This is a genomic window from Gemella sanguinis ATCC 700632, from assembly GCF_000701685.1.
GTDB lineage: Bacteria > Bacillota > Bacilli > Staphylococcales > Gemellaceae > Gemella > Gemella sanguinis.
The window spans coordinates 1-24,599 of the sequence record NZ_JNJO01000023.1; the positions used below are offsets into that span (position 1 = coordinate 1).

28 protein-coding genes and 1 pseudogene are annotated in these 24,599 nt (G+C 30.0%); 4 read left to right on the forward strand and 25 right to left on the reverse strand.

What is annotated here, in order from left to right:
- Positions 1-176: pseudogene (locus T369_RS09610) on the forward strand (transposase); the annotation flags it as partial.
- A gap of 202 nt (positions 177-378) precedes the next feature.
- Here the strand turns inward: T369_RS09610 and T369_RS0107120 are convergent.
- From T369_RS0107120 to T369_RS0107210, 19 genes are all read right to left on the reverse strand, one after another.
- Positions 379-768, reverse strand: coding sequence for a hypothetical protein (locus T369_RS0107120; RefSeq protein WP_031553630.1), 390 nt, complete (start codon positions 766-768; stop codon positions 379-381).
- Positions 769-774: 6 nt separating this feature from the next.
- Positions 775-1,218 (reverse strand): hypothetical protein, encoded by a 444-nt coding sequence (locus tag T369_RS0107125; RefSeq protein WP_031553632.1) that lies wholly within the window; start codon positions 1,216-1,218, stop codon positions 775-777.
- Between the two features lie 220 nt (positions 1,219-1,438).
- Positions 1,439-2,752 (reverse strand): APC family permease, encoded by a 1,314-nt coding sequence (locus T369_RS0107130; protein WP_031553634.1) that lies wholly within the window; start codon positions 2,750-2,752, stop codon positions 1,439-1,441.
- A gap of 293 nt (positions 2,753-3,045) precedes the next feature.
- A complete protein-coding gene (locus T369_RS0107135) occupies positions 3,046-3,639 on the reverse strand; it encodes a TipC family immunity protein (protein ID WP_031553637.1) in 594 nt (197 codons plus the stop codon).
- Between the two features lie 12 nt (positions 3,640-3,651).
- Positions 3,652-4,245 (reverse strand): TipC family immunity protein, encoded by a 594-nt coding sequence (locus T369_RS0107140; protein ID WP_031553640.1) that lies wholly within the window; start codon positions 4,243-4,245, stop codon positions 3,652-3,654.
- 12 nt (positions 4,246-4,257) lie between these two features.
- The gene (locus T369_RS0107145; RefSeq protein WP_031553641.1) at positions 4,258-4,851 is read right to left on the reverse strand and encodes a TipC family immunity protein; all 594 of its coding nucleotides are present in this window, start codon (positions 4,849-4,851) and stop codon (positions 4,258-4,260) included.
- 12 nt (positions 4,852-4,863) lie between these two features.
- Positions 4,864-5,454, reverse strand: coding sequence for a TipC family immunity protein (locus T369_RS0107150; protein ID WP_031553643.1), 591 nt, complete (start codon positions 5,452-5,454; stop codon positions 4,864-4,866).
- A gap of 12 nt (positions 5,455-5,466) precedes the next feature.
- Positions 5,467-6,054 carry a TipC family immunity protein gene (locus T369_RS0107155; protein ID WP_031553645.1) on the reverse strand — a complete coding sequence of 196 codons (588 nt, stop codon included), beginning with the start codon at positions 6,052-6,054 and terminating at the stop codon, positions 5,467-5,469.
- Between the two features lie 9 nt (positions 6,055-6,063).
- Positions 6,064-6,657 (reverse strand): TipC family immunity protein, encoded by a 594-nt coding sequence (locus T369_RS0107160; RefSeq protein WP_031553647.1) that lies wholly within the window; start codon positions 6,655-6,657, stop codon positions 6,064-6,066.
- A gap of 226 nt (positions 6,658-6,883) precedes the next feature.
- Positions 6,884-7,369, reverse strand: a complete 486-nt coding sequence (locus T369_RS0107165; protein WP_031553649.1) for a hypothetical protein — start codon at positions 7,367-7,369, stop codon at positions 6,884-6,886.
- Positions 7,359-8,966, reverse strand: a complete 1,608-nt coding sequence (locus T369_RS09135; RefSeq protein ID WP_081821909.1) for an LXG domain-containing protein — start codon at positions 8,964-8,966, stop codon at positions 7,359-7,361. Before T369_RS09135 ends, T369_RS0107165 begins: the two co-directional genes overlap by 11 nt.
- An 11-nt stretch (positions 8,967-8,977) precedes the next feature.
- Positions 8,978-9,271 carry a hypothetical protein gene (locus tag T369_RS0107175; RefSeq protein ID WP_031550505.1) on the reverse strand — a complete coding sequence of 98 codons (294 nt, stop codon included), beginning with the start codon at positions 9,269-9,271 and terminating at the stop codon, positions 8,978-8,980.
- A 26-nt stretch (positions 9,272-9,297) separates the two neighbouring features.
- Complete coding sequence (locus tag T369_RS0107180; protein ID WP_031553655.1) at positions 9,298-9,582, reverse strand: TIGR04197 family type VII secretion effector; 285 nt, start codon at positions 9,580-9,582, stop codon at positions 9,298-9,300.
- A gap of 260 nt (positions 9,583-9,842) precedes the next feature.
- Entirely contained in the window at positions 9,843-10,310 is a 468-nt protein-coding gene (tnpA, locus tag T369_RS0107185) for an IS200/IS605 family transposase (protein ID WP_031553658.1), read from the reverse strand.
- Positions 10,311-10,513: 203 nt separating this feature from the next.
- Positions 10,514-11,713: an ABC transporter permease gene (locus T369_RS0107190; protein WP_031553660.1), complete on the reverse strand. Its 1,200-nt coding sequence runs from the start codon at positions 11,711-11,713 to the stop codon at positions 10,514-10,516.
- A gap of 2 nt (positions 11,714-11,715) precedes the next feature.
- Positions 11,716-12,618, reverse strand: coding sequence for an ABC transporter ATP-binding protein (locus T369_RS0107195; protein ID WP_031553662.1), 903 nt, complete (start codon positions 12,616-12,618; stop codon positions 11,716-11,718).
- 27 nt (positions 12,619-12,645) lie between these two features.
- Positions 12,646-13,197, reverse strand: a complete 552-nt coding sequence (locus T369_RS0107200) for a DUF2812 domain-containing protein (protein ID WP_031553664.1) — start codon at positions 13,195-13,197, stop codon at positions 12,646-12,648.
- An 18-nt stretch (positions 13,198-13,215) separates the two neighbouring features.
- Positions 13,216-13,737: a DUF2812 domain-containing protein gene (locus tag T369_RS0107205; protein ID WP_031553667.1), complete on the reverse strand. Its 522-nt coding sequence runs from the start codon at positions 13,735-13,737 to the stop codon at positions 13,216-13,218.
- On the reverse strand, positions 13,730-14,062 hold the full coding sequence (locus T369_RS0107210; protein ID WP_006363871.1) for a PadR family transcriptional regulator: 333 nt from the start codon (positions 14,060-14,062) through the stop codon (positions 13,730-13,732). The genes T369_RS0107205 and T369_RS0107210 overlap by 8 nt, the downstream gene beginning before the upstream one ends.
- A 193-nt stretch (positions 14,063-14,255) precedes the next feature.
- On the opposite strand from T369_RS0107210, the gene T369_RS0107215 reads away from it, so the two are divergent.
- Positions 14,256-15,047: a DUF6612 family protein gene (locus tag T369_RS0107215; protein ID WP_031553672.1), complete on the forward strand. Its 792-nt coding sequence runs from the start codon at positions 14,256-14,258 to the stop codon at positions 15,045-15,047.
- A 567-nt stretch (positions 15,048-15,614) separates the two neighbouring features.
- The gene (gene glmS / locus T369_RS0107220) at positions 15,615-17,417 is read left to right on the forward strand and encodes a glutamine--fructose-6-phosphate transaminase (isomerizing) (RefSeq protein ID WP_031553675.1); all 1,803 of its coding nucleotides are present in this window, start codon (positions 15,615-15,617) and stop codon (positions 17,415-17,417) included.
- 50 nt (positions 17,418-17,467) lie between these two features.
- Here glmS and T369_RS0107225 read toward each other — a convergent pair whose 3' ends face one another.
- From T369_RS0107225 to T369_RS0107245, 5 genes are all read right to left on the reverse strand, one after another.
- Entirely contained in the window at positions 17,468-18,262 is a 795-nt protein-coding gene (locus T369_RS0107225; protein ID WP_006363868.1) for a two-component system regulatory protein YycI, read from the reverse strand.
- Entirely contained in the window at positions 18,259-19,578 is a 1,320-nt protein-coding gene (yycH, locus tag T369_RS0107230; protein WP_031553678.1) for a two-component system activity regulator YycH, read from the reverse strand. Before yycH ends, T369_RS0107225 begins: the two co-directional genes overlap by 4 nt.
- A 10-nt stretch (positions 19,579-19,588) precedes the next feature.
- Positions 19,589-21,487 carry an ATP-binding protein gene (locus T369_RS0107235; protein WP_031553681.1) on the reverse strand — a complete coding sequence of 633 codons (1,899 nt, stop codon included), beginning with the start codon at positions 21,485-21,487 and terminating at the stop codon, positions 19,589-19,591.
- On the reverse strand, positions 21,487-22,188 hold the full coding sequence (yycF, locus tag T369_RS0107240; protein ID WP_031553683.1) for a response regulator YycF: 702 nt from the start codon (positions 22,186-22,188) through the stop codon (positions 21,487-21,489). The genes T369_RS0107235 and yycF overlap by 1 nt, the downstream gene beginning before the upstream one ends.
- A gap of 310 nt (positions 22,189-22,498) precedes the next feature.
- Positions 22,499-23,536, reverse strand: a complete 1,038-nt coding sequence (locus tag T369_RS0107245) for a Tle-like phospholipase domain-containing protein (RefSeq protein ID WP_031553686.1) — start codon at positions 23,534-23,536, stop codon at positions 22,499-22,501.
- 156 nt (positions 23,537-23,692) lie between these two features.
- Here T369_RS0107245 and T369_RS0107250 point away from each other — a divergent pair, with 156 nt between their 5' ends.
- Positions 23,693-24,238 (forward strand): flavodoxin family protein, encoded by a 546-nt coding sequence (locus T369_RS0107250; protein WP_031553689.1) that lies wholly within the window; start codon positions 23,693-23,695, stop codon positions 24,236-24,238.
- 126 nt (positions 24,239-24,364) lie between these two features.
- Here T369_RS0107250 and T369_RS0107255 read toward each other — a convergent pair.
- A partial coding sequence (locus T369_RS0107255) for a transposase (protein WP_031553692.1) occupies positions 24,365-24,599 on the reverse strand: 235 nt, incomplete at its 5' end.

A 24,599-nucleotide genomic window follows, 5' to 3' on the forward strand; every position in this document is an offset into this window, starting at 1 on the left:
GTATATCAAAAGAAGGAAAACTATTGTATAAGAGAAGAAAAGAAACAATAGAACGTAGCTTTGCGGATTCTAAACAAAATCACGGATACAGGTATGCACAATATAGAGGAAAAGCCAAAGTACAGTCGTACGCTTGGCTGTCTTGTTGCGTTCAAAATATGAAAACAATAGCATTAAGAGAGGTATAAAACCTCTTAATACTACTAAATTTTTGCCTTAAGGCTTATTTTTTTTGAAAAAAAATACCATAACATCAATACTAGCTTGATATTTCGGTATTTTTGTCAACAATCTGAAAAGAGTACAAACCAATTGTTTGTACTCTTTTTGTATATAGAATCATACTATTATAACGCTAGTGTTCAAAATACTATTTTTCTATATGTATTTTATTTTTATACTTTTTAAATCTATATTCTCTAATGTTATAGTTTCTTTTCTTTTTAATTTTTCAAACCTCTGAATTGGACTAAGCCCCCATCTTGTTTTTATATTATTTAATTCATCCATATTATCAATACTTATTGTTGTTTCATATTCTGGATCATCATTTATCTTTATATATAAAGTTATCGATCCTGCCTCATATATTTTTTCAATTTTTTTAAATTCAATCGATTTTATATCATAACTTCTAGATAACTCTTTTACAATATTATCTTGTTGCTCTTTAGTTATTTTCACATTATTTGATCCACATCCAGTACTAAATATTCCAAGTACTACTAAACTAATTATACTTACTAATACTTTTATTAATTTTTTCATTAATTATTATCCTTCGAAATATTTTATTTCTATATCGTTTATATTTGCGTTTGTATCCGGCTGTTTTCTCCTCTCTACATTCATTGTCCTAATACCTGCTTTAATCTCCTCCCTCATATCCTCTCGAGTAACCACATTTATATCCCCACTAATTTCTGCCTTACCTTCTATATCTTTCAAATGGTAGTATGCTCCAAAATCATCGTTTACTACAGCTCCGATAAACCAGCCACTTGGCCCAGGTCCAGAACGATGTTCAAAACTCTTGAACTCTATTTTTTTTACATTACTAAAATTTTGCACAGTATACTCTGCTATTCTCTCTTGTTCATGCATCTTTCTTATATCTTTCCCACTGGGTACAGTTGAATAGTAAAGTATAACTATCAGCACTACAAAGGCTATTATAGCTAATAGTACTCGTGTTGCTATAACTCTAATATTACTCATCTTACACCTACCTTTTTAATTTTTTCTTCATTATATCATATTCTTTGATAAAAAAAATAGAGTAATATTACTCTATTAATTTTTAAATTATCGCTAAATCTACTTTATAATTTAGAATAATACCATATATCTTCTAAAAAATTCTCAACTTGTATTGTTTCCTTAAAATTGAAAAGAGTACAAACCAATTGTTTGTACTCTTTTTGTATATAGAATAATGCTATTTTTTGAATTTTTTGTGTGTTTCTGTGTAGAATAGTAACCCTATAACTGTTAATCCAATTCCACCTAAAGCTAATCCTGTTTGAGCGATAAGCGTACTTACTAATGTATATACCCCACCTAAAATTGCGATTATTGGAATAATTGGGTATAATGGCACTTTGTAAGGACGAGCTAGTTCAGGATCTTTCTTACGTAAGATGATTACCGCAAGGAATGTAGCTGTATAGAAGAACCACATTACAAATACTAGTAAGTCAGTTAACATATCAAAGCTTCCTGTTAACATCATGATACCAGCTAATACTAATAATAGTAATCCAGCGTTTACTGGAATAGAATCTTTATTTAATTTTGTCCAAACATTTTTCATTGGAATTTGATCACTTTTCGCCATTGCGTAAGGCACACGAATTCCTGCCATTGTAAATCCGTTTATAGCACCGTACACACTTATTAGGATACCGATTGTTAGGATTTTACCACCTAGTCCTCCAAATAACTTAGCTGCTACTTCACTAGCTACTGTTTGGTTACCAGCAACACGATCTAAAGGTAAACTCATTAGATACGCAACATTTATAAGTACATATACAGCCATAACTACTGCAAGACCTAAGAAAATAGCTCTTGGCAAGTCTTTTTGAGGATTTTTCATTTCTCCAGCCATACTACCTACGTTAGTCCATCCTTCATACGCAAACATAGCAGCTAGTAATGCTCCACCTAATCCACCTGCAAATGAGATATCTTTTCCTGCTTCAATTGGGAAAAGTTGTAGAGGTTGAGAATCTGATTGGAATAAACCAAAAAGTATAATAGCAACTAATGGAATTAATTTACAGATTGTAGCAACTGTTTGGATAACTCCACCTGTTTTTCCTCCTAAGAAGTTTAAAAACATTAGTGATGCTGCTGCAGCAAAAGCAATTGGTAAATGCCATGCTTTATCTAAGTTTAATAAGTTTAATACTTGTGTTGAGAAGATAACTGCTAAAGCCGCTATCATAGCTGGGAAATAGATAACTGATTGTGCCCAACCTAATAAGAACGCTGCTGTTTTACCATAAGCTTTTTCAATCCAAACAACCATTCCACCAACTTCTGGGATAGAAGCTGCAAGTTCAGCTACTGTAAGACCTGCACATATTGTAATTACTCCCGCTAGTGCCCAAGCTAAAAGCCCTAAACTCATTGTTCCAGTTGTTTTATATATTACGGCGGCTTTAAAGAATACCCCCGCTCCTATTACAGAACCTATTACCGTCATAAATGCCGGTAAGAAACCTATCGTTCTTTTTAATTCGCTCATAAATTATGCCTCCTTTATTTGTATTTTTTTTGTAATCGTTTTTATAGCTATATTATACCCTTTTTTTAAATAAAAATAAAGTAAATAGATGTTGGATTTTTTATGTAACAGATTTTGAATTGTTATTATCTACAAAGTTAGCTGTATCAAGATTACTATGATTTTCATGAAACACCCTTTCATAAACACATTAAATATTTTATGGTTATTTTATATAGAAAATACACTTTTCATAAAAAAGTCGCAACTTTATTTAAAAGCTACGACCTTCTATTTTACCTATATTTAATTTGCTATCTCAAAAATTCATCTTTCTCTATTGTCAGTCTTCCCATATTATCTTTTGAATATGAGCTACCACTATAATTTTTCCAGTCTGTCAGCACAGTATCCAATAGTTTATCTGACTTTTCTTGTAGATATTCTTTTGAGATATTGTATTTTTCTAAAAGTTCTCTTGTTTGTTTTGTCTTATCTTCAACTATAGGGGCATTTTTACCACTAAAAGAGACTTTATTTTTCAAATCATGTGTATTCATATCATACGTATAACTTATATCTAAATTTACTTCTTCAGAAATTAAAGTTGAACTAAATAGAATAATTTTCTTTCCTTCTTTAGTATTTACTAAAGAAAATTCTATATTGCTATCATCAACTTTTTCTTTATAATATAGTTTTACAAAATCTAATTCTTTATCATTAAAGGATATTGGTTTAATTTGTCCCATTCTTTCTATTGAACTAATAGGAAGTATATTAAAATATGAGTTATACATCTCTTCAAATGCGTTTCTGTTGTTTATTTTATAATAACCATAGAAACTACCTACTAGGACTGTCATAGCTGTTATGAATATCTTCCATTTCTTACTTAATTTCTTCATAGATTTAACCTATTATCTCAAAAATTCATCTTTCTCTATTGTCAGTCTTCCCATGTTATCTTTTGAATATGAGCTACCGCTGTATCTTTTCCAATCTGTAAGTACAGTATCTAATAGTTTATCAGATTTTTCTTGTAAGTATTCTTTTGAAATATTGTATTTTTCTAGGAGTTCTTTTGTTTGTTTTTGATAATTTTCTACTACAGGAAGGTTTTTACCTCGGAAAGAAACGTTATTAGTCAATATATGAGTATTCATATCATATACATAGCTTACATCTAAATATACCCCTTCTTCTATAAATGTTGAACCTATCAACAATATTTCATCTTTATCATCTAAAGAGATTAGTGAAAACTCTATTTTAATATCATTCTTAATTTCTTTATAATATAATTTTGCTATTTCTAATCCTATTTCATCTCTTGGTGTCGGCTCTATTTGGGGCATATTATATAATGCTGTTGTTGGCACAAAATTATAATACGAGTTATACATCTCTTCAAATGCGTTTCTATTGTTTATCTTATAAATACCATATAATCCTCCTACTAGAACTGCCATTGCTATTATAATTATCTTCCATTTCTTACTAAGCTTTTTCATAGGTTTACCTTATTATTTTAAAAACTCATCTTTCTCTATTGTCAGTTTTCCCATATTATCTTTTGAATATGAGCTGCCACTGTAGTTTTTCCAATCCGTTAGTACGGTATTCAATAATTCATCTGACTTTTCTTGTAGATATTCTTTTGAAATATTGTATTTTTCAAGTAATTCTTTTGTTTGTTTTTGATCATCTTCAACTGTAGGAACATTTTCCCCACGAAAATTCACAGTATTTCGCAATTCATGATTATGCATATCGTATAAGTAGTTTATTTCTAAATATACCCCATCGGCGATTAATGTTGAGCTAATTAGAAATATTTTCTTTTTATTGTTAAAATTTATTAAAAAAATTCCTATATCACTATTATTAACTTTCTCTTTATAGTATAATCTTTTAACATCATAACCTTGATCATCTCTGCGGATAGGTTTTATCTGTCCCATATTATCTATAGCTCTTAGTGGTAATACGTTAAAATACAAATTATACATCTCTTCAAAGGCGTTTCTATTGTTTATTTTGTAATAACCATAGAAACTACCTACTAGGACTATCACAGCTGTTATGAATATCTTCCATTTCTTACTTAATTTTTTCATAGATTTAACCTATTATCTCAAAAATTCATCTTTCTCTATTGTTAGTCTTCCCATATTATCTTTTGAATATGAGCTACCACTGTATCTTTTCCAATCTGTTAGTACTTTATCTAATCCTTCATCTGATATTTTTTGTAGCTGTTCTTTAGAAAGATTGTATTTTTCTATAAGTTCTTTAGTCTGTTTATCTTTATCTTTATCCTTGGGAACATTATCTCCGTAGAAACTTACATAATTTCTTAATTTATGACTATTTATATCATAACTATAATGTATAGCTAAATGTACTCCATCTGATATTAATACAGAGTAAAATATTGAAATCTTTTCATTATTATTACCTACTAATGAAATACGTATTTTTCGTTCATTATTATTTTCTTTATAGTTTAACATTACAACATCAGCCCCTCTATTATCTCTAGGTATTGGCTCTATTTGCGGCATGTTATATAGAGCCGATATCGGTACAAAATTATAGTATGAGTTGAACATTTCTTCAAATGCGTTTCTGTTGTTTGCTTTATAAATGCCATATAGACTGCCTAAAAGGATTACTACAACAGTTATAAATATTTTCCATTTCTTACTAAGTTTTTTCATAGGCTTACCTTGTTACTTTAAAAATTCATCTTTCTCTATTGTCAGTCTTCCCATATTATCTTTTGAATATGAACTAAAACTGTAGTTTTTCCAATCTGTCAATACTTTATCTAATCCTTCGTCTGATATTTTTTGTAGTTGTTCTTTAGAAAGATTATATTTTTCTACGAGTTCTCTAGTCTGTTTTTCTTTATCCTTAGTATGCGGAATATTATCTCCATAAAAGCGTACATAATTTTTTAGTTTATGTGTGTTAACATCATAATCATATATTATTAATAAATATACTCCTTCCAAAAGCGAAACAGAATAATGTATCGATATTGAATGTATATCATCATAATTAGCTAACAAAATCTCTATTTTATTTTTATTTTCCTTATAATATAAACTTATAACCTCCAATCCCCTACTATCTCTAGGTATTGGATCTATTTGCGGCATATTATATAGTGCAGTAGTTGGTACAAAATTATAGTATGAGTTGAACATCTCTTCAAATGCGTTTCTATTGTTTATTTTATAATAACCATAGAAACTTCCTGTCAGGATTACTACAGTAATTATAATTATTTTCCATTTCTTACTAAGTTTTTTCATAGATTTACCTTATTGTTTTAAAAACTCATCTTTCTCTATTGTTAATCTTCCCATATTATCTTTTGAATACGGACTAAAACTATAGTTTTTCCAGTCAGTCAGCACTTTATCTAATCCTTCATCTGATATTTTTTGTAGCTGCTCTTTAGAAATATTATATTTTTGCAATAGTTCTCTTGTTTGGCTTATTTTATCTTTAGTTTCTGGGACATTATCCCCGTAAAAACTTACATAATTCTTTAATATATGTGTATTCACATCATAAACATATATTATATCCAAGTACACTTCCTCCGAAACTAAAGTAGAATATAATATCGATAGTGTCTGAATATCTTTATAATTACCTAATGAAATTTTTATTCTATTTTCATTTTTATTTTCTTTATAATTTAGAAATACAACAGCCGCTCCTTTTTCATCCCTAGGAATAGGCTCTATTTGTGGCATATCATCTATTGAACCTAATACTGTAAAACTATAGTAAGAATCATACATCTCTTCAAAAACATTTTTTATAATTACTTTATGATAAGTATAATAACCAGCTACTATACTCACTATTACTATTAAAGTTACCCAATATGTATTTAGCTTTTTCATATATTGTTACCTTTCATTATAACCGTCACTGCGATATTTATCTTACTAAAGTAAATAGAATGTCTATTTTTTTATTTATTATATCATATTTTTATACAAAACTAACATTTCAAGCTATATCAATTCTTAGCATTAGTTCCGACAAGAAAACTCTAAATAATATCCACCTTATTACTTGATAAGGAAAAAGAAGCAGCTAATATATGGCTACTTCTTTTTCTTATAATTATTCTTTTCCTGCTTTATAAACATCATCCAATAGTTTATTTATTTCTTCCTTTATCTCTCTTTCATACTTAGTTTTTTCTTCTTCTGTTAACTTTCTACTGGGTTTATCTTCGCCTTGGTTTATTACACTTCCCGTAATGGTCATATCCTTACTAAAAATTATCAAATTATGATTTTCTTCAGTAAATATGTGTATAGATTTATTTGTAGGCGACTCTATGCTTAGTTTATTTTTTCCTAACGTTTCTAATGCAGGTATTCTATCCATCATTTTTAGATCATAATCATCTACTTCATATCCTGCTTTTCTTACCTGTTCAGCATATCTTGTTGTATTCATTAATCTATCGAGTTGTTCAAACTCATTACCCTTGTTGTTTTCTCTTGTTAAGACCTTAGGGGCCGCTAGTGTGTCATACATAATTACTATTACTGGAGCCACTAAAAACAGCAATAATATTACTTTAAAAATTCTACTCAACATTCTTAAACCTACCTCTCTCTAAGTAATCAAAAAAGTCTTTTTTATGTTTTTCTTGTTGTTCTTTATTATACTCTAAAGACATATACCTTGTAGCTATTGTATCGGCATTGACTATTCTTTGGACAGCTTTTTTACCTTGTTCATAATTACCGTATCCATTTACTTTATAAAACTCGCTAACTCTATTTATTGTATTATTTTTTACTCTAAAATTATATTGAGTCTGTACTTTAAAAATATCCTTTTTATTTACCTGCATCATAGGTTTATAAGTATTTATCGGATCTAAATCAGAATTAAAATCCCCATCATCATAGCGACCAGAGTCAATATCACCTTTATAAGAAATTTCTTTACTCTCTAAACTCCAATTTCTTAATTTAAACATACCTTCTTCTCTCGTATTCATTTTTATCTTTCCTTGATTTGATGGTAGAAATCGTTGAAGTGGATATGGAGTTATTAATCTTATAGCATCTAAATCTGCGTTTACTATTTTGGAAATAACACGCCACCCATCTAAAACACTTACTCTTCCTGAAGAATAAATTAATCTTGTATTTGTAAAAGCTGATAATTGTACTGCTTCATGTGCAAAATCTTTATATGTTGATGATTCATGCTGTTGCTTAATGCTATCAAATAATTTTTCAATTTCATCTTCTGAAAATTCATATTTTTTTAATTTTTCGGATGTAATTTCTTCATCAAATGTCCCCGCCACTACTTTGAATCTAAAAGCTACGTAACTTTTAGGCGCTAAGGATGCTATTATACTATAATATTCATGTATTATTTTACTATTACTCCAATTTCCCTTTATAGCTACTTCCAGTATATTTTCTTGTAATTTATAGAGTAATTCTGCTGTTTTTTTATCGAATCTGTAATTAACCATAAAATCTTTTACAATGTGGTCTTTACTAATTTCATCTATAGTTAATCCGTCCCGACTAAGATAGGCATCATTAATCACATTCACCCATCCCATCTCTTCTCTACTTGGTATTGAGAAGGATTTTGATGCCGGATTCCAACTCTTATTAGCCAGCGCCACCCCTTGATCAACCGCATTTTGTAAAGCTGCTATTTCTTGGAAGAAACTTGGCGACTTCGCATTAAATGCTAATAGCTTTCTTAGTTTTTCTTCAAGATCATGCTGAATTTTTCTATAACTTGATATTTTGTCTTGTAGGTTGCTTACTTCACGTAAGTCAACTGCATCTTGTTCAAAATGTTCATTTAGTAGCCTTTCATTAAAAGCTATTTGGCTTTTTGTTTCTTCTATTGCCCTTTCTAATTCACTTTGTTTTAGTGAATCGTTATGCACTTCACCTGTATATGTATTTATATATTGTTCATTAGATCTTGCTATTGCTTGATCTAGCAATATACTACCTCTAATCACTGGAGTTAATACACTACTGCAATATGCTTTTGCACTATCATATGTTACTCCTTTTAAATTATGTGTTTGTGTAACAAAATTAAATAAGGCACGTTCTATTTCTTCATAACTTGCTATTTGCTTTGTCGTAAGACTCTTTATACTATTGGTTTGGCTTCGTGCCGAGCCTAATATCATATCTATACTCATACTATCACCTACTATTTCTCTAGTTTTTGATACTTAATTTTAAGATCTGCCTCTTCATCTAGAAGAGTATTTTTTGTTTTTGCTAAATTTTTTCTACTTTGTTCTTCACAATAATCTATATGTTCAATGTGTCTACTATACTCTCTTCCGAACAAGTGATGTAACTGTTGTTTTAATCTATGACTTTGAGATTGTTCTTTATTATTTAAATCTTCTAATTGTTCAAATTCTTTCAACTTCTTTTTGTTATCATCTAACTGTTCTTCTAAAAGTTGCCTTTTAATATATTCGTCTTTATTTTCCATTTATTAATCCTTTTAATATTTATTAATTAACGCTTAATATTAAATTGTAATTCTTTACTTATATCCTTATCCATAGCTTCGAATTCAGCTGCAACACTATTAATATTTTTACACATATTTTGAATTACTTGTTGAACTTTTTGACCATTAGTTATCGCTGTATCAGCACTGCTTTGTGCATTTTTATTTCCAGCTACTGTAGTTTCTGTATCTTTTGTGACTGTTCCTACATCATTTAAACCATTACTAGCTCCCATTAATTGTGTCGCTGCTCCTGAAGCTTCTTCTCTACTACTTTGCAATAAGACCATATTAGCTCCTTTTATCTTTTACTTTTTGTATATTATACTATACATTACACTATTTATCAAAATTTAATTGTATTTTCAAATCAAATAATCTACTATTATCTGTTAGTTTCTCCTCTAATTACAAATAATAACCACCCCTGAAAAGGGGTGGTTTTCTCTGTGGGTATAACCCTTTGTTACTAACACGCACCTCAAGGCGCTGGCTTTCACATTCGTTCGAGCCCTATTGTATTTTGACGCCCGCTACCCGTTAAACGGGTCTATTTATTTTTTCTTATCCCGAATGGATTTATATATTCTTTTGTTGTCAACTTATCCATCGCAATATCATGCGATTCTTGTTCCCTGATGTATTTCCTTATCGTACTTTCATTCAGTCCTACTGTACTTACATAATATCCTTCTGCCCAAAACTTTCTATTCCCATACTTGTATTTCAAGTTTGAATGCATATCAAATATCATCAATGAACTTTTTCCTTTCAAGTATCCCATTATACTTGAAACACTATATTTTGGTGAAATTGACAAAAGCAAATGTATATGATCAGGCATTATGTGCACTTCTATTATTTCTACTCCTTTATATTTACACAATCTTTGGATTATATTCACTATATCTCGTTTATATTGATTAAATTCAATTTTTCGTCTATACTTAGGGGTAAATACAATATGGTATTTACACAACCACTTTGTATGCGATAAACTATTATGTTTATTGGCCATTATAAAATCATCCTTTCTTTATTTTAGAGCTTGAACTACTCTTATTTTATCAAGAAAGGATGATTTTTCAATTGTTTAACTTTTATCTCGCACCCGCATAGCGGGTGGTTTTTTGTTTCGGAGACTTCGCCTCCTCAACTGGCTTAAGCCATTAATAAAAAAGAAGCAGCTAGTAAATAGCCGCTTCAGTTTCTTATAATATTTTATTTTCCAAATAACAATTTAAAGAATTTTAGTTTTTGTCCATATCTTAATGTTGCTGCTCTGTATACTCTAACACAAGCAATAGCTACTATTAGTGTTGTAATAGCTAGAATACCGTAAGAAATCTCTACACTGTGTAGGTTAGCATTACCAAGTGCGTATCTAGTAAACATTACAAAATATGAAGTTAGTGGGAAGTATGATAATATTGCAGCAATCTTAGTATTAGCACCTTGTCCCATTAAGTAGTAGTTAACAAAGAATGCTGCCATAAATGCTAACATTGGTAACATCACAGCTCCGTTAACATCTTCAACTTTACTTACTAGTGATGCAAATGCCGCAAACATAAACATAAACATTACGAATCCTGTTAATGTAAATGCTAATCCAACTCCTAACACTTTATAGTTTAAGTTACTAACTATTTCTCTTATACTATCGCTGTATTTAGCTCCATTGATTTTAAGACCTAATACTAATCCACCAACGATTAATCCCATTTGAATTAATACAGCCACAGATAATGCAAGTACTTTTCCTAAAATTAATGTTTTTGGTTTAACCGTAACTATTAGAAGCTCCATAGCTCTGTTACTTTTCTCTTTAACAACATTTGTTGCTACAATACCACCAAATTGAACTACAGTCATATATATAATAAATGTTAATACGTAAATCATCGCAAAGTTAGCTATTTGTGATTTAACATTAGAATCTCCTCCAATATTTATCGGAGTCGGTTTTGGTATACTTGCTTTAACTTGATTTACTTTTGCATAATCTAAGCTATTTTGCTTATATACTAATTTTTCAACATTTGCTCCAAAGGCATCTCTAAACGCACTATCATTGTTACCCATAATGCTTTGTTTTGATAGATATTCATAACTATCCTTAGTTAAAACTATACCTTCTTCAAGTTTTCCATCTTTTATATCTTTTTCGATTTGTTCTTTGCTTTCATATTTTTTAGCTTCTTTTAAATCTGTCACTTCAACCGGAACATCTTTTACAACATATGCACTCTTACTGAAGTTATCATTGTTGTTACCTTTGAAATAGCTACTGTTCATAATAGTAGGAATAAAAGTCGCTCCAAAGATTAGAACAAAGTATATCACCATTATAACTCTTGTTGATTTCTTCGCAAAAAATTGTTTAATTTCAAAATTAAATACTGTCATAAAGTTTTTCATAATTACTTACCTACCTGTTCTTTAAATATTTCTTCTAATGTTGGTTTATACAATTTAAACTCTTCAATATCAAAACTACTACCAGCTAACTTGTTAAGTAACTCTCTTTTAGCATCTGGTTCTTTAAAGTCAAGTAGTACTCCTTCTGGTTTTAGTGATAAATCTATTCCCATCGGTAAACTTCTTAAGTTAGCATATAATTCTTGATTAGTTATATTGCTTACGCTTAAAATCATTTTTCCATGACCTAGTTGTTTTTTCATATAATCAAGATTTCCGCTTAGTACTATTTCACCTTTTTCAAGAATATGTACATCTTCACAAAATGTTTCTACCACAGGCATTTGGTGAGAAGAAAACAGCACTAGCTTATCTCTTTTGATAAAGTTATTAATAATTTCTTTTAATTTTGATACGTTAACCGGATCTAGTCCACTAAAAGGTTCGTCAAAAACAAGAATATCAGGATCATTCATAACACTTTGAATGATTTGGATTTTTTGAGCATTACCTTTAGATAATGTTTTAAGTGCTTGTTTATCATCTTTCAAGTCAAAATACTCTAACCATTTTTTTGCTTCTGTTTGTGCAGCTTTTTTCTTCATTCCTTTTAACATACCAAAATATGTTAGTTGGTCTACTAAACCTACACCATCGTACATTCCACGCTCTTCTGGTAGATATCCTATTTTTACCTTTTTATGATCAAGCTTCTTACCATCTAGTAAGATTTGACCTTTATCAGGTTTGAAAATATCTAATAGTATACGGAAACTTGTTGTTTTTCCGCTTCCGTTTCGCCCTAAATAACCATTTGCTACTCCACTTTTCGCAGTGAAGTTAACACCTTTTAGTACCTTTTTAGCACCAAAACTTTTCTCTACATTTATAAACTCTAGAATCATATTTTTACCTCTTTCTCTTCATTCTACTTAATCACTATTTAATTTCAATTCTTTTTTTAACTTGAAATACTTCGGTATAAATATTGCAAGACCTCCTATACAATAACCACACATACCACCTATTAATCCAGATAATAGTATAAAAAACATACTCAATATTTTACTTTGGATTGCAAAACTAAGAATCGCAAACTTATTTGTGAAAAACAATACGGCTATCATACTTATTATAATAAACTGAATTATAAATCTTAACAATCTATATCTAGCAATTTCTAATTCTGTCTCGGTATCAGTATAAATTGGATACGAATTTGAATCTCCTTCAGCTAGTCTAAATATATTATAAAACTTAAACTTATGAAGTTTCCAACCACTCGCTTTATAATACTCCGCTGTCTCGGGAGTGAAATTCTTGTCATAGATAAACTTATATTGCTTATCATTGGTTTCAGATGTTTTTTTCATTCTAACTGCTACTAAATATTCTTTATCGTATTCGTATCCTTGAGCAGCAAGGCGATTCATTTTATCAGCTACTTTATCATAACTGATCCATATATTTATATATTTATACATCCTTATCACCTCTACTTATTATTCATTATACGATTTTTTATCAAGGGATAGATATTTAAAACAGAAATAAATAGTAAGTGCTGCCATTCCAAACCCTGCACTAAACACCATACCCCTAATAAAATCAACAAACTCATCGTCACTAATATATATACTTGCAAAATCAAATAATATATCTACTATTATAACTATTGCCGTTAATATTGAATTAAATTTTATTCTTTGTTTCCACATTTCTTTCTCACTAACAGCATCTGTATATAGTTCCACAGCATCGGCATCACCTCTTAGTATTTGCCAAAAGTGGCTATTTCTTACTACCTGCCAACCATTAGCCACATAAAACTCTTCGCGTTCTTTATCAAATTTTTTCTCATATAACAATCTATACTTACACTTTTTCTTTTCGCCCTTTTCGAGTAACATAAAAAATACGAGATATTTTTTAAAATACCAGCCCTCTTCACTGTATTTTTCTAATTTTTTCATACATCTATCATTCGATAAAGTAAATCCATTTATAAGCTTATATTTACCCATTTAAATCACCTCCCAAAAATCTTTTAGCTACATCAACCAAGAATTGACGTTGTTGTAGATTTCTGTTTAATATCTCTTCTCCTTTTGGAGTAATATGATATTCCTTTTTTGAATTATCCACTTCTTTTTCTTCTATCCAACCTGCACCAACCATTTTTCCTAATGTCGTATACATTGTTGCTGGCCCGATAATGATGCTATTATTTGTAATCTCTGCAACTTTCTGCATTATCATATAACCATGTATCGGTTCTATTAGAACAAGAAGCGTAAAAAATATACTATCTGTTAATTCGCCTGTTTCATACGGGCTTAATTTTGCCATTTTATCACCTCATTTATAGAGATATACTTTATCTATATCCATCATCGATATATCTATCTTTGATATAATTGTATATCAATCATTGATATATGTCAAGAGGTATTTTGTTATTTATTTACATTTTCCTTCTCTAGCATTTAATATTAAAATGTGATAAACTATGTTAAAGCCTATAAATAAGGAGATATACATAATGAAAATTGCGAAAAAATATTTTTTAATTGCTTTTACATTTGTACTTGCTGTTACTTTGACAGCTTGTAATTTAAAGAGCACTTCAAATCCAGAAACTATACTTAATAAAACTATTGAGAACACTAAAAAAATCAAAAGTGGAGAGAGTTCTAAGACTTCTATAGCTGAAATGGTTACTGATAACTCTACTCCAAAATCAGAGACTAAAATAGTAACTACATTTACTACTGATCCTGCAGTTTACAAAATTTCAGGGACTGTTTCTTCTGATAATGTTGGTGATAACAATTATAAAGAAGACATTTATTTAAAAGATGATACTGCTTATGTTAAAAAAAGTACATCTTCTGATTGGACAAAAAGTTCAAATCCAACGGTTACTTCTCAATATGATTATATAAAAGATAATATTTTCCCTCAAAAAGTATTAGAAGCGTACAAAAACAATGCTAAAGACTTTAAAGTAACTGAAGAAAATGGAAACTATGTTCTTACTTATTCAGGAACAGATAATAGTAAATTTAAAGAAATCATTACAGCAGTATTAAATTCAACAAGAAACGATGATGAACAAGAAGATCTTTATAAAGATATAGATCCAAAAGAGTTACAAATTAAATATGTTGTAACAAAAGACTTCACTCCAGTACGTAGTGAAACAAAATTCTCTTTCAGCGCTAATAATCTTACTTTCATAGGAACAATAAACACTGACTATAGTAAAATCAATTCTGTAAATGAAGTAAGTCTTCCAGATGAAACTAAAAACGCCGTAGAAGTAACTGGTTAATACATATTAATATACCCCATAACATCTATACCTTAAGTACAACTAGGTATAGATGTTCTTTTTAACCCTTTTTGCAACTAAAAAAAACATCAAATTAATTTACATAATTCTTTTCATTTAGTATAATATGGTAGAATGCACAAAAATATGGAGGTTTTTATTATTTATAATTACAGCGCCCGAACTAAGTTCTAACGGTTAAATTGAGCTTAGTTGACGAGGAAAAAAGTTATCGAAAATTCGGCGGATGCTTTTTCGGAATTAAAGAGTTTCGTTAAATAATGTACAACAGAATACAAGAAATTAGCTATTTTACTTCTTTAATAAATTAGTACTTTCTAATTTTCTTTATGAAATTTTCTTTTCATAAAACAACTATTTACAAGGTAAAATTTAGTGTTAATTTTTTAAGTTTATTCTTCAAAATCATTATTACCTCTTTATATAATACCTATTTTTAATAAGAATAGCGGCAAACAATGTAGTTTTAAGCTATTATTAAGTATTTTTGGTATTATAAATTTGAACTATTAATTAAATAAAATATAAAAAGCGAGGAAATTAAATATGTGTGGAATTGTAGGATTTGTTGGAGAAGCAAATGGAGTGAAGTTTTTAATCGATGGGCTTAGCAGCCTTGAGTATCGTGGATATGACTCAGCTGGTATTGCTGGTGTTGTAGATGGAGAGGCTAGCGTTACTAAAGCTGTTGGACGTATCAAAAACTTAGAAGCTTTAATCCCTGAGGATTTACACCTTGAATTAGGTATTGGGCACACTCGTTGGGCTACTCATGGTGGTGTTAACGTGACTAACTCTCACCCTCACCAAAGTTTCAACAAACGTTTTATTTTAGTTCACAACGGAGTTATCGAAAACTTCCAAGAACTTAAAGATAGATTTTTCAAAGATGTAGAACTTGTTTCTGAAACTGATACTGAAGTTATCGTTCAATTAGTTCAAGTGTACAGCGATCGTGGAATGAGCACTAAAGATGCATTCAAAAAAGCTGTTTCTAAATTACAAGGTTCATATGCACTTTGTTTAATCGACACTGAAGATCAAGATACTTTATATGTGGCAAAAAACAAAAGCCCATTATTAATTGGTCTTGGAGAAGGAAATAAAAACTACGTTGGTAGTGATGCTCTTGCTATGATTAAGTACACTAATAACTTCTTAGAAATCAACGATGGTGAAATCGTAATCGTAAAAAAAGATAGCGTAACTATCGAAGATAAAGAAGGAAACGTAGTTGAACGTGAAAGCTTCTCAACTAACTTAAATGCTGGTGAAATCGATAAAGGTATTCACGAGCACTATATGATTAAAGAAATTAACGAACAAGTAGGAGCTATGCGTAACATCATTTCTCACTACTTCAACGGACACGACATTAACATCGATAGCGATATCGTTAACCACGTAAAAGACGCTGATAGATTATACATTATCGGTTGCGGAACTAGTTATAACGCTGGTTTAGTAGGTAGAAACTACTTCGAAAAATGGGCTGGTATCCCAACAGAAGTACACCTTGCATCAGAATTTGCATACAATGTACCTCTATTATCTAAAAAACCAATGTTTATCTTCCTTTCTCAATCTGGAGAAACAGCTGACTTACGTGCAGTTTTAACTAAATTACGCGGTGTAAACAACGATTATAAATTCTTAGTATTAACTAATGTAGACGCTTCTACTCTATCTCGTGAATGTGATTACACATTACTATTACACGCAGGTGTAGAAATTGCCGTTGCTTCTACTAAAGCTTATACTTCACAAATTGCTATTTTAAGTATTTTAGCTTATGAAGTAGCTCTTAAACTTAATAGAAAACCTAAATTTGATATCGAGCAAGAATTATCAGTAATTACTTCTGCTATTGAATCAATCTTAGACGATACTAAGACAATTAAAAACTTAGCTAAAAACTTATTCACTGAGCGCAATGCATTCTATATCGGTCGTGGAATCGACTACTATAGTGCATGTGAAGCTGCTTTAAAACTTAAAGAAGTTTCTTATATCCAAACTGAAGGATTTGCTGGTGGAGAGTTAAAACACGGAACTATTGCCCTAATCGAAGAAAAAACTCCAGTAGTTGCTCTTATCACAAATACAAAACTAGACTTAAACACTCGTAGTAATGTAAGTGAAGTAGCAAGCCGTGGAGCTAACACACTAGTTATCACTCTTGAAAAACTAGCTCGTAAAGGTGACTATGCTATTCCAAACGTAAACGAAGATCTTGCTCCAATCGCAAGTATCGTAGTTACTCAACTATTCGCATACTACGCAGCTTACACTCGTGGATTAGATGTTGATAAACCACGTAACTTAGCTAAATCAGTAACAGTAGAATAATAAATAGATATTAAAATAAAGGTCAACCAAATATTTGGTTGACCTTTTATTTATTGTTTCTTATTTAATATATCAAGGTTTATCGCATCAACATAGTAGTTTTTTATTTCACCACTATCGTTGTTACTAATTACTATATTCCAAGTAGGAATAAGTACCTGATTTTCTGTTTGCGAAATATATGTATAATATCCTAGGTTCGCTTTTACCTTGCTGTTTTTAGGAATTAAATCTTCATGATATAACCTATTTACAGCTTGTGACTGCGTTACTAGTGTTTCATTTTTATCTTTTCTAATATTCGTTACTAATGTTTGTTCAAAGGATTTTACATCCCCATTATCATCAACATGGAATACTATTCTAGCATTGTTATTACTAAAGATTCTTAATCCATCTACTTGCTGATCATAAATAATCTCTTTTTTATTACTGTCATAGCTAGAAAAGATGTAATTTGCACTTGGTTTAAATCTTTCAAGTAAAAACGTATCTAAATCTACTTTATAATTATTTTTATTAACATTTGTCAAGCTAGCTTCACTTGTAACTTTTAATATTGCAGTCTTATCTGATTTAGTTAAATCGTAGTTTAGTCCTGCTACATCTTGTTTTATGTCTTTTAAGTCTGAGATCGTCACATTCACATAACCTAGATTATCTTTTTTAGTATAGTTTTCCTCTACAGTGATATTGTCATTAGCCATAGATTTTTCAATAATTTCTTTTTCCTGAACAATATCAGCACTATTTTTCTCAACTGTATAGATAAAGAAACTAAGTAGAATAATATTCAAAACTATAAACACATATATAAACATAGTTTTTATTTTACCCCAGTTCATAGTCTTTCTCCTTTATCTACCGCTTCTTTTAAACTTTTAAAACTTACATAGCGATCATTATATTTTATATACCACGCAGGAATATACCTACAAGTATTTTTAGATTTATTATATGATTTTTCATATCCTAAAACTATATCATCAACAGACTGTAGTTCTACATGTTTATATAAATAATTTATAATATACTCTATTCTTTCTATATCATATGTTCCTAAAGCTTTAGATGATAAATATGCCTTAGATATTCTTCTTGGCGAAGTTAGACGATAAATACCATTTGTATTGTCCTCAACGGTAATTTCCGCAGAACCATCTTTACTAAATACTATCGAGTCTTTATACGTTTGTTGAAGTATTGTTATACCTTCTAAGGCTGTTGTTACTTGGTAACTGACATCCTCATTATAACCTAACTCTAAGAAGTTAATCGCATTAGTTACCGCTGTAGTGGCATCAACCTCTTTACCATCTTCACTTGATGGATTTGTATAGATTATTCTGTTGCCTTGTGGTTTTAGTATTCCATAACCATCAGTCATTTCATTATTACTACTAACTCGAATATTATCTTTCTTGTCAAAGATACCTCTAGCTAGTTTATTCATATTAACATCTTCTATACTATATTCATCAATCATAAGATTATCTGTCTTTTCTTTTACATAGATAAACTTATTGTTTAAGCTATATTTTCCATATTCATGCTTATTCTCATTAAATATAGTATCAACAGTATCATATACTTTTTCTTTTAATGTTATTTGTAAATAGTTTTTATCATCTTTTTTATATAAATAAATAGTATCTGGTTTTTCTTTTAATAATACTATTGTATCAAACTCTACAGTAATATTAGAGTTCTCCTCTGAGAAAAGCAATGATTTCAGTAAAGATGATTCCAGAGTAACAGAGTAGTTTATCGTTAATTTTTCTTTGTTGTTATTGCCGAATAACTCTTCAGCTCCAACACTTTTTACTCTGGCTTCTGTACTTTCACTTTTAGCTAGAACAGATAGAATCTCTTTTAATTTTCCTCTATCTTTTACTGCGTTTACCGTTGCTACTTTTGTAATAGAACCTTTAACAGGCGGCTCTTCTCTAGCTCCAGCATCTGTTTTTGCGATTGAATCTGGAGTTAAGAAGTTAAGCAACGCTGAACTATCCTTACCTTCCGTAGCTTTCTGTCCACTTTTTCTAGTAAATATTTCGTAATCAGGTTGATATGTTGTTATTAAATAAGATAAAGCTATACTGCTAATTACTAAGAAAACTAATAGTATTGTCTTCATAGTTTCCTTCTTATTATGTCTCATACAACCCCTCCTATAACCACTCATCATCCATGTTTTCACATGGTAAAGTTACAAAGATAATACTACCATAATCTTCCCTACTTTGCGCCCATATTCTTCCTCTATGTGCTTCTACGATATTTTTAGCTAGCGCTAATCCTAATCCTGTACCACCCATAGTTCTTTGACGACTCTTGTCTACACGATAAAATCTATTGAATATTTTATCTATATGAACAAGTGGTATTCCTACCCCTTCGTCTTTTATAGAAATACTTACACGATTATGATTATAATTTTGTCTTACCCTAACCGTTATATTTTTACCGTTTGGAGAGTATTTTATCGCATTGTTCATAATATTATCAAACACTTGCGTTAATTTATCTTGGTCTCCTTCTACAAATATAGGTGTTTTTGGTATATATTTAATAAAGTTTTTCTCTGGATGAGTAAGCTCAAATCTGTCAGAAATTTGCTCTATTAGTTTATTTATATCAATAAACTCTTTATCATAGTGCTCCTCTTTAATATCCATCTTACCTAACTGCATAAGTTCGTTAACCATTCTTATCATACGCGTAGTTTCTTTATGGATTGTATCTATAAATTGTGGAGCTAATTCTTTATCATTAATAACACCTTCTTCTAACGCTTCTATGTAACTATTCATAGTTGTTAGAGGTGTTCTTAATTCGTGAGATACGGTAGAGACGAACTCTCTTCTCTCACGCTCTTGTCTTTCTTGATCAGTTACATCATATAATACAATGATGTATCCTTCTAATTCTGTTGATACTTGTGATAAATCTTCATTTTCTTCTTTTAATATTTTAGAAAATTCTGCCCTAAGTAGTAGACCTTCGTCATCTTCAGAAACATTAACTAATAAGCTATCTTCTGCTTCTATTATTTCACCGATACTTTCATATTCTGAAATATTTAGTAATTTCAGCGCATCTTTTCCGATAAGAATTTCATTTTCTGGTGCATCTATCATATCTCCAGCACTAGTATTTATTAGGATAACTTTACCATTAGTATCAGTCGTAATAATACCGTCCATCATACTTTCGATAATGGTCGCTAGTCTCCTACGTTCTGTTTCTGTTACATCTTGTTCTTCCTTAATTCTCTTCGAAATTTGGTTGAAGACCTTGGCTAAGTCCCCAATTTCGTCGTTTGTATTTATTCCAACAACTGTTCCGTAGTTCCCTGAGGCCATGGTTTTTACCTGAGCACTCATCTTCTCTATAGAACTAGTTACTGTTTTAGAAGCAACAAAACCAATTATTGTCGTTATTAAGATTGATAAAATTGTTCCAACGGTGAATATTTTCGTAATACCTACTAAATCTTGGTATACACTTTCTATATCCGCCATTAACGAAACAACTCCGACAACTTCATTATCTTTTTTTATCGGACTGACATAAAGCCAAACCCTTCTGTTCGTATCTGGATTAGTTTGAATTTTCTTCGCACTTTCACCAGTTTTTAAGACCTGGCTTACTTGTGGATCAAATGATCTTTTAGATAAATAATCATCATTACCATTTTTTGATGATGACGCGACTATTTTTGAATCTTTGTCAATAACACTTACTAAAAGTAATTTTTGAATATTAAATTCACTTACTAACTTAGTTATACTACTCTTAGTATCTGTTGACTTGGTATCATTATCACTTTCCGTTAGTGAGTTAGACTTATCTTTATCTAATTCCTCTCTTATATGATAATTTAATATCTTCTCTTGTTCCATAATATTTTGTTCGAAAGTATTTATATTGGTAGTCCTAAGTTGCGTTGTAAAGAATAATCCAATTAACTGTAACGAAATAATATTTACCAATACATAAACTATTACGAACTTCACCCTAATAGATGAAAAATATCTTTTTTTAAATTTTTTCCCAAAGAAGCTCATTACTCTTCACCTATAAAGTATCCTACTCCACGTCTTGTCATTATGTATTCTGGTTGTGATGAGTCTGTCTCAACTTTCTCACGAAGACGTCTAACTGTTACATCGACCGTTCTTACATCACCAAAATAATCGTAACCCCAAACAGTTTGAAGAAGATTTTCTCGAGTTAATACTTGACCACGGTGTTGAGCTAAATAATAAAATAGATCGAACTCTCTACGTGTTAAATCAACCTCTTCTCCATTCTTTTTAATAATGTATGCTTCAGGATAAATTACTATGTCTTTGATTACAACTTCGCTAGTATTTTTTTCTTCTACTACTTCAGTTTGTTTAGCGACACGACGTAAGTTTACTTTCACACGAGCCATAAGCTCTCTTGTTGAAAAAGGTTTTGTTACATAGTCATCCGCACCAAATTCAAGACCTAGAACTTTATCTATCTCACTATTTTTTGCCGTTAACATAATAATAGGAATATTTTTTTGAGCACGTACTTCTCGACAAACCTCCATACCATCTTTTTTCGGTAACATAAGGTCTAATAAAATTAGGTCAGGATCTTCACTGAACGCTAATTCTACTGCTTTTTCTCCATCATTAGCTACTATTACATCATAGCCTTCTTTCCTTAAATTAAAGTCTAAAATTTTTGCAATTGGCTCCTCGTCATCTACGACTAAAATCTTATATTCTGCCATTACAACTCCTCCTTACTCTTATATTGATTTTTCCCAAATAATAAAATAAATTATATTATTTATTTCAATATATAGTTTTCATATCTATAACCGATAACATCTGTATTTATCACATTGTATCCTGTTACAAAGAACTGTTTATATTATAACACTTTTTTACATTTTTTTCAGTAATTATCATTTTTTTATAATCAATTTCTTGTTTACATAATGTAAAACATCTTCATTCCCTCTAGGAAATAAGTATCTAGAAATTAACAAACTACAAATCTTCTTTCTACTATATAAAATATAAAAAACTAGAGTTGTTTTACTCTAGCTTTTCTTGTCTTTGTTGTTCTATTTTTTCTAATATTGCTGAAATAAATCTTTGAAAGTCTATTTTATACGGATTTTTATTTAAAATATCCATTATCGTATCACTCATCAGCGTTGATCCTAATTGGCCTTCTAAAGAACTTAATGTATCTTTTGAAAAACCTTTTAATAGTTTAATTTCTTCCAATGAAAAGTCTTTATACTCATTTGTTAAATTATCATGTTCGGCATCTTTCTTTACTAAAACTGCATTCAGCGTTTCTTGATGTACATTTAGAAAAACTTTCATGCCATGCATTCCTGCATCGCTTATGATATATTCTTCTCCTACATAATTTCCGATACCAAGTAGTTCTGATATACGCGTGAAAATATCTCTATCAGAAATAATTCTTTTTATAACACCCGTAAACTCAGCTTGTTTTTTGGTAATTTTATTGACATTTCTCTTATATCTTGCTTTTCTTTCCTTGTACAGCTCTGGTTCTACACTTTCATCCATAAATATATCAACGCCTCCTGTTAGGTAAAGCGGCGCCCCATTATAAACTACAGTATGTTGAACATTGTACTCTAAAGCAACACGCATAGCTATATTACCACCTAGAGAATGCCCTGTTAGAATAATATTGTCCCCGTATTTTTTTACCATTCTCTTATAAAACTTAAAACAAGGACTATAATGTCTACCTTGACCTAAACATATGTCTAGCACATCAGTTTTCATATCTTTTTCCCTATCGAAGTAAAAATTAGTTCCTGTATACGCCAAAATATAGTTATCTTGTTCATTATTTTTGAAAAAACTACCACTACTTCCAGTTTCATCGTCATAAAATGAAGTAATATATTCTAATTCTTTAGGAAAGTTGCCCATTGTTTTTTCTAACTCTATATAGTTGTAAATTGCTTTTTTAGGAGTTTTTATCTTAGTAAATGATTCTATTCTATATACAATATATGAACAATGACTTGTCACTTCTAAGCTTTTATCTATTTTTTTCACTTCGCTCTTTTTTTCTTTAGCCACCTTCTATCCTCCTAGTTATTATATCAACTTTATAATACTATATTTACCTATTCTACACAAGTTTTAATAAATATTTTACATTATTTTTAGTAAATAGTACTGTATAAATCGTACTTTTTTTGATATAATTTTGTTATATGCAGTTGGAGGTAAATAATGAAAATTCTACTAGCTTACTCAAGTAAAACAAAAAACACTAAAAAAGTAGCCGAAGCTATTTATGATGAAATAAAAAATCTTGCCGATGTTAAATTAATAGATATAAAAAAACAAAGAAAACCATTAGGGGAAGAATTTGATTTGTATATACTAGGAGCTTGGACAGATAAAACAAACGCTAATAAAAATATGCAGAAATTTATCGATGACCAAAACATCCACAATAAAGATGTTGCTATCTTCCTTACTTGTGGAGTTCCTCGTGAACATTATCATGCAGAAGATTCAATAAATAATTATATTCAATTTATGGAAGAAAGAAACAACAATATCCTGAAAACTTTTGTTTGTCAAGGTAAGATAGACCCTAAAGTACTAATAGTCTTTAAAATTTTAACTTGGAGAGATCCTAACTTTATTCATAAGTTAACTCCAGATCTAATGGATATGGTGAAAGAATCAAAAACTCATCCTGATGAAAGAGACTTTAGAGATGCGCAAGAATGTTTCAAAATTTTAATAGAAAAAATAAGCAATCCTTAAATATATTTTAAGGATTGTTCAGATTGTTGACAAAAATACCGAAATATCAAGCTAGTATTGATGTTATGGTATTTTTTTTCAAAAAAAATAAGCCTTAAGGCAAAAATCCAGTAGTATTAAGAGGTTTTATACCTCTCTTAATGCTATTGTTTTCATATTTTGAACGCAACAAGACAGCCAAGCGTACGACTGTACTTTGGCTTTTCCTCTATATTGTGCATACCTGTATCCGTGATTTTGTTTAGAATCCGCAAAGCTACGTTCTATTGTTTCTTTTCTTCTCTTATACAATAGTTTTCCTTCTTTTGATATACGTCTTAACCTAGCTTCATCATAATAATCCGCATTTATATGGCGTCTT

Coding starts and splice junctions, on each gene's coding strand:
- T369_RS0107120 (WP_031553630.1), bottom strand. CDS start 768: ATGAAAAAATTAATAAAAGTATTAGTAAGTATAATTAGTTTAGTAGTA.
- T369_RS0107125 (WP_031553632.1), bottom strand. CDS start 1,218: ATGAGTAATATTAGAGTTATAGCAACACGAGTACTATTAGCTATAATA.
- T369_RS0107130 (WP_031553634.1), bottom strand. CDS start 2,752: ATGAGCGAATTAAAAAGAACGATAGGTTTCTTACCGGCATTTATGACG.
- T369_RS0107135 (WP_031553637.1), bottom strand. CDS start 3,639: ATGAAGAAATTAAGTAAGAAATGGAAGATATTCATAACAGCTATGACA.
- T369_RS0107140 (WP_031553640.1), bottom strand. CDS start 4,245: ATGAAAAAGCTTAGTAAGAAATGGAAGATAATTATAATAGCAATGGCA.
- T369_RS0107145 (WP_031553641.1), bottom strand. CDS start 4,851: ATGAAAAAATTAAGTAAGAAATGGAAGATATTCATAACAGCTGTGATA.
- T369_RS0107150 (WP_031553643.1), bottom strand. CDS start 5,454: ATGAAAAAACTTAGTAAGAAATGGAAAATATTTATAACTGTTGTAGTA.
- T369_RS0107155 (WP_031553645.1), bottom strand. CDS start 6,054: ATGAAAAAACTTAGTAAGAAATGGAAAATAATTATAATTACTGTAGTA.
- T369_RS0107160 (WP_031553647.1), bottom strand. CDS start 6,657: ATGAAAAAGCTAAATACATATTGGGTAACTTTAATAGTAATAGTGAGT.
- T369_RS0107165 (WP_031553649.1), bottom strand. CDS start 7,369: ATGTTGAGTAGAATTTTTAAAGTAATATTATTGCTGTTTTTAGTGGCT.
- T369_RS09135 (WP_081821909.1), bottom strand. CDS start 8,966: ATGAGTATAGATATGATATTAGGCTCGGCACGAAGCCAAACCAATAGT.
- T369_RS0107175 (WP_031550505.1), bottom strand. CDS start 9,271: ATGGAAAATAAAGACGAATATATTAAAAGGCAACTTTTAGAAGAACAG.
- T369_RS0107180 (WP_031553655.1), bottom strand. CDS start 9,582: ATGGTCTTATTGCAAAGTAGTAGAGAAGAAGCTTCAGGAGCAGCGACA.
- tnpA (WP_031553658.1), bottom strand. CDS start 10,310: ATGGCCAATAAACATAATAGTTTATCGCATACAAAGTGGTTGTGTAAA.
- T369_RS0107190 (WP_031553660.1), bottom strand. CDS start 11,713: ATGAAAAACTTTATGACAGTATTTAATTTTGAAATTAAACAATTTTTT.
- T369_RS0107195 (WP_031553662.1), bottom strand. CDS start 12,618: ATGATTCTAGAGTTTATAAATGTAGAGAAAAGTTTTGGTGCTAAAAAG.
- T369_RS0107200 (WP_031553664.1), bottom strand. CDS start 13,197: ATGTATAAATATATAAATATATGGATCAGTTATGATAAAGTAGCTGAT.
- T369_RS0107205 (WP_031553667.1), bottom strand. CDS start 13,737: ATGGGTAAATATAAGCTTATAAATGGATTTACTTTATCGAATGATAGA.
- T369_RS0107210 (WP_006363871.1), bottom strand. CDS start 14,062: ATGGCAAAATTAAGCCCGTATGAAACAGGCGAATTAACAGATAGTATA.
- T369_RS0107215 (WP_031553672.1), top strand. CDS start 14,256: ATGAAAATTGCGAAAAAATATTTTTTAATTGCTTTTACATTTGTACTT.
- glmS (WP_031553675.1), top strand. CDS start 15,615: ATGTGTGGAATTGTAGGATTTGTTGGAGAAGCAAATGGAGTGAAGTTT.
- T369_RS0107225 (WP_006363868.1), bottom strand. CDS start 18,262: ATGAACTGGGGTAAAATAAAAACTATGTTTATATATGTGTTTATAGTT.
- yycH (WP_031553678.1), bottom strand. CDS start 19,578: ATGAGACATAATAAGAAGGAAACTATGAAGACAATACTATTAGTTTTC.
- T369_RS0107235 (WP_031553681.1), bottom strand. CDS start 21,487: ATGAGCTTCTTTGGGAAAAAATTTAAAAAAAGATATTTTTCATCTATT.
- yycF (WP_031553683.1), bottom strand. CDS start 22,188: ATGGCAGAATATAAGATTTTAGTCGTAGATGACGAGGAGCCAATTGCA.
- T369_RS0107250 (WP_031553689.1), top strand. CDS start 23,693: ATGAAAATTCTACTAGCTTACTCAAGTAAAACAAAAAACACTAAAAAA.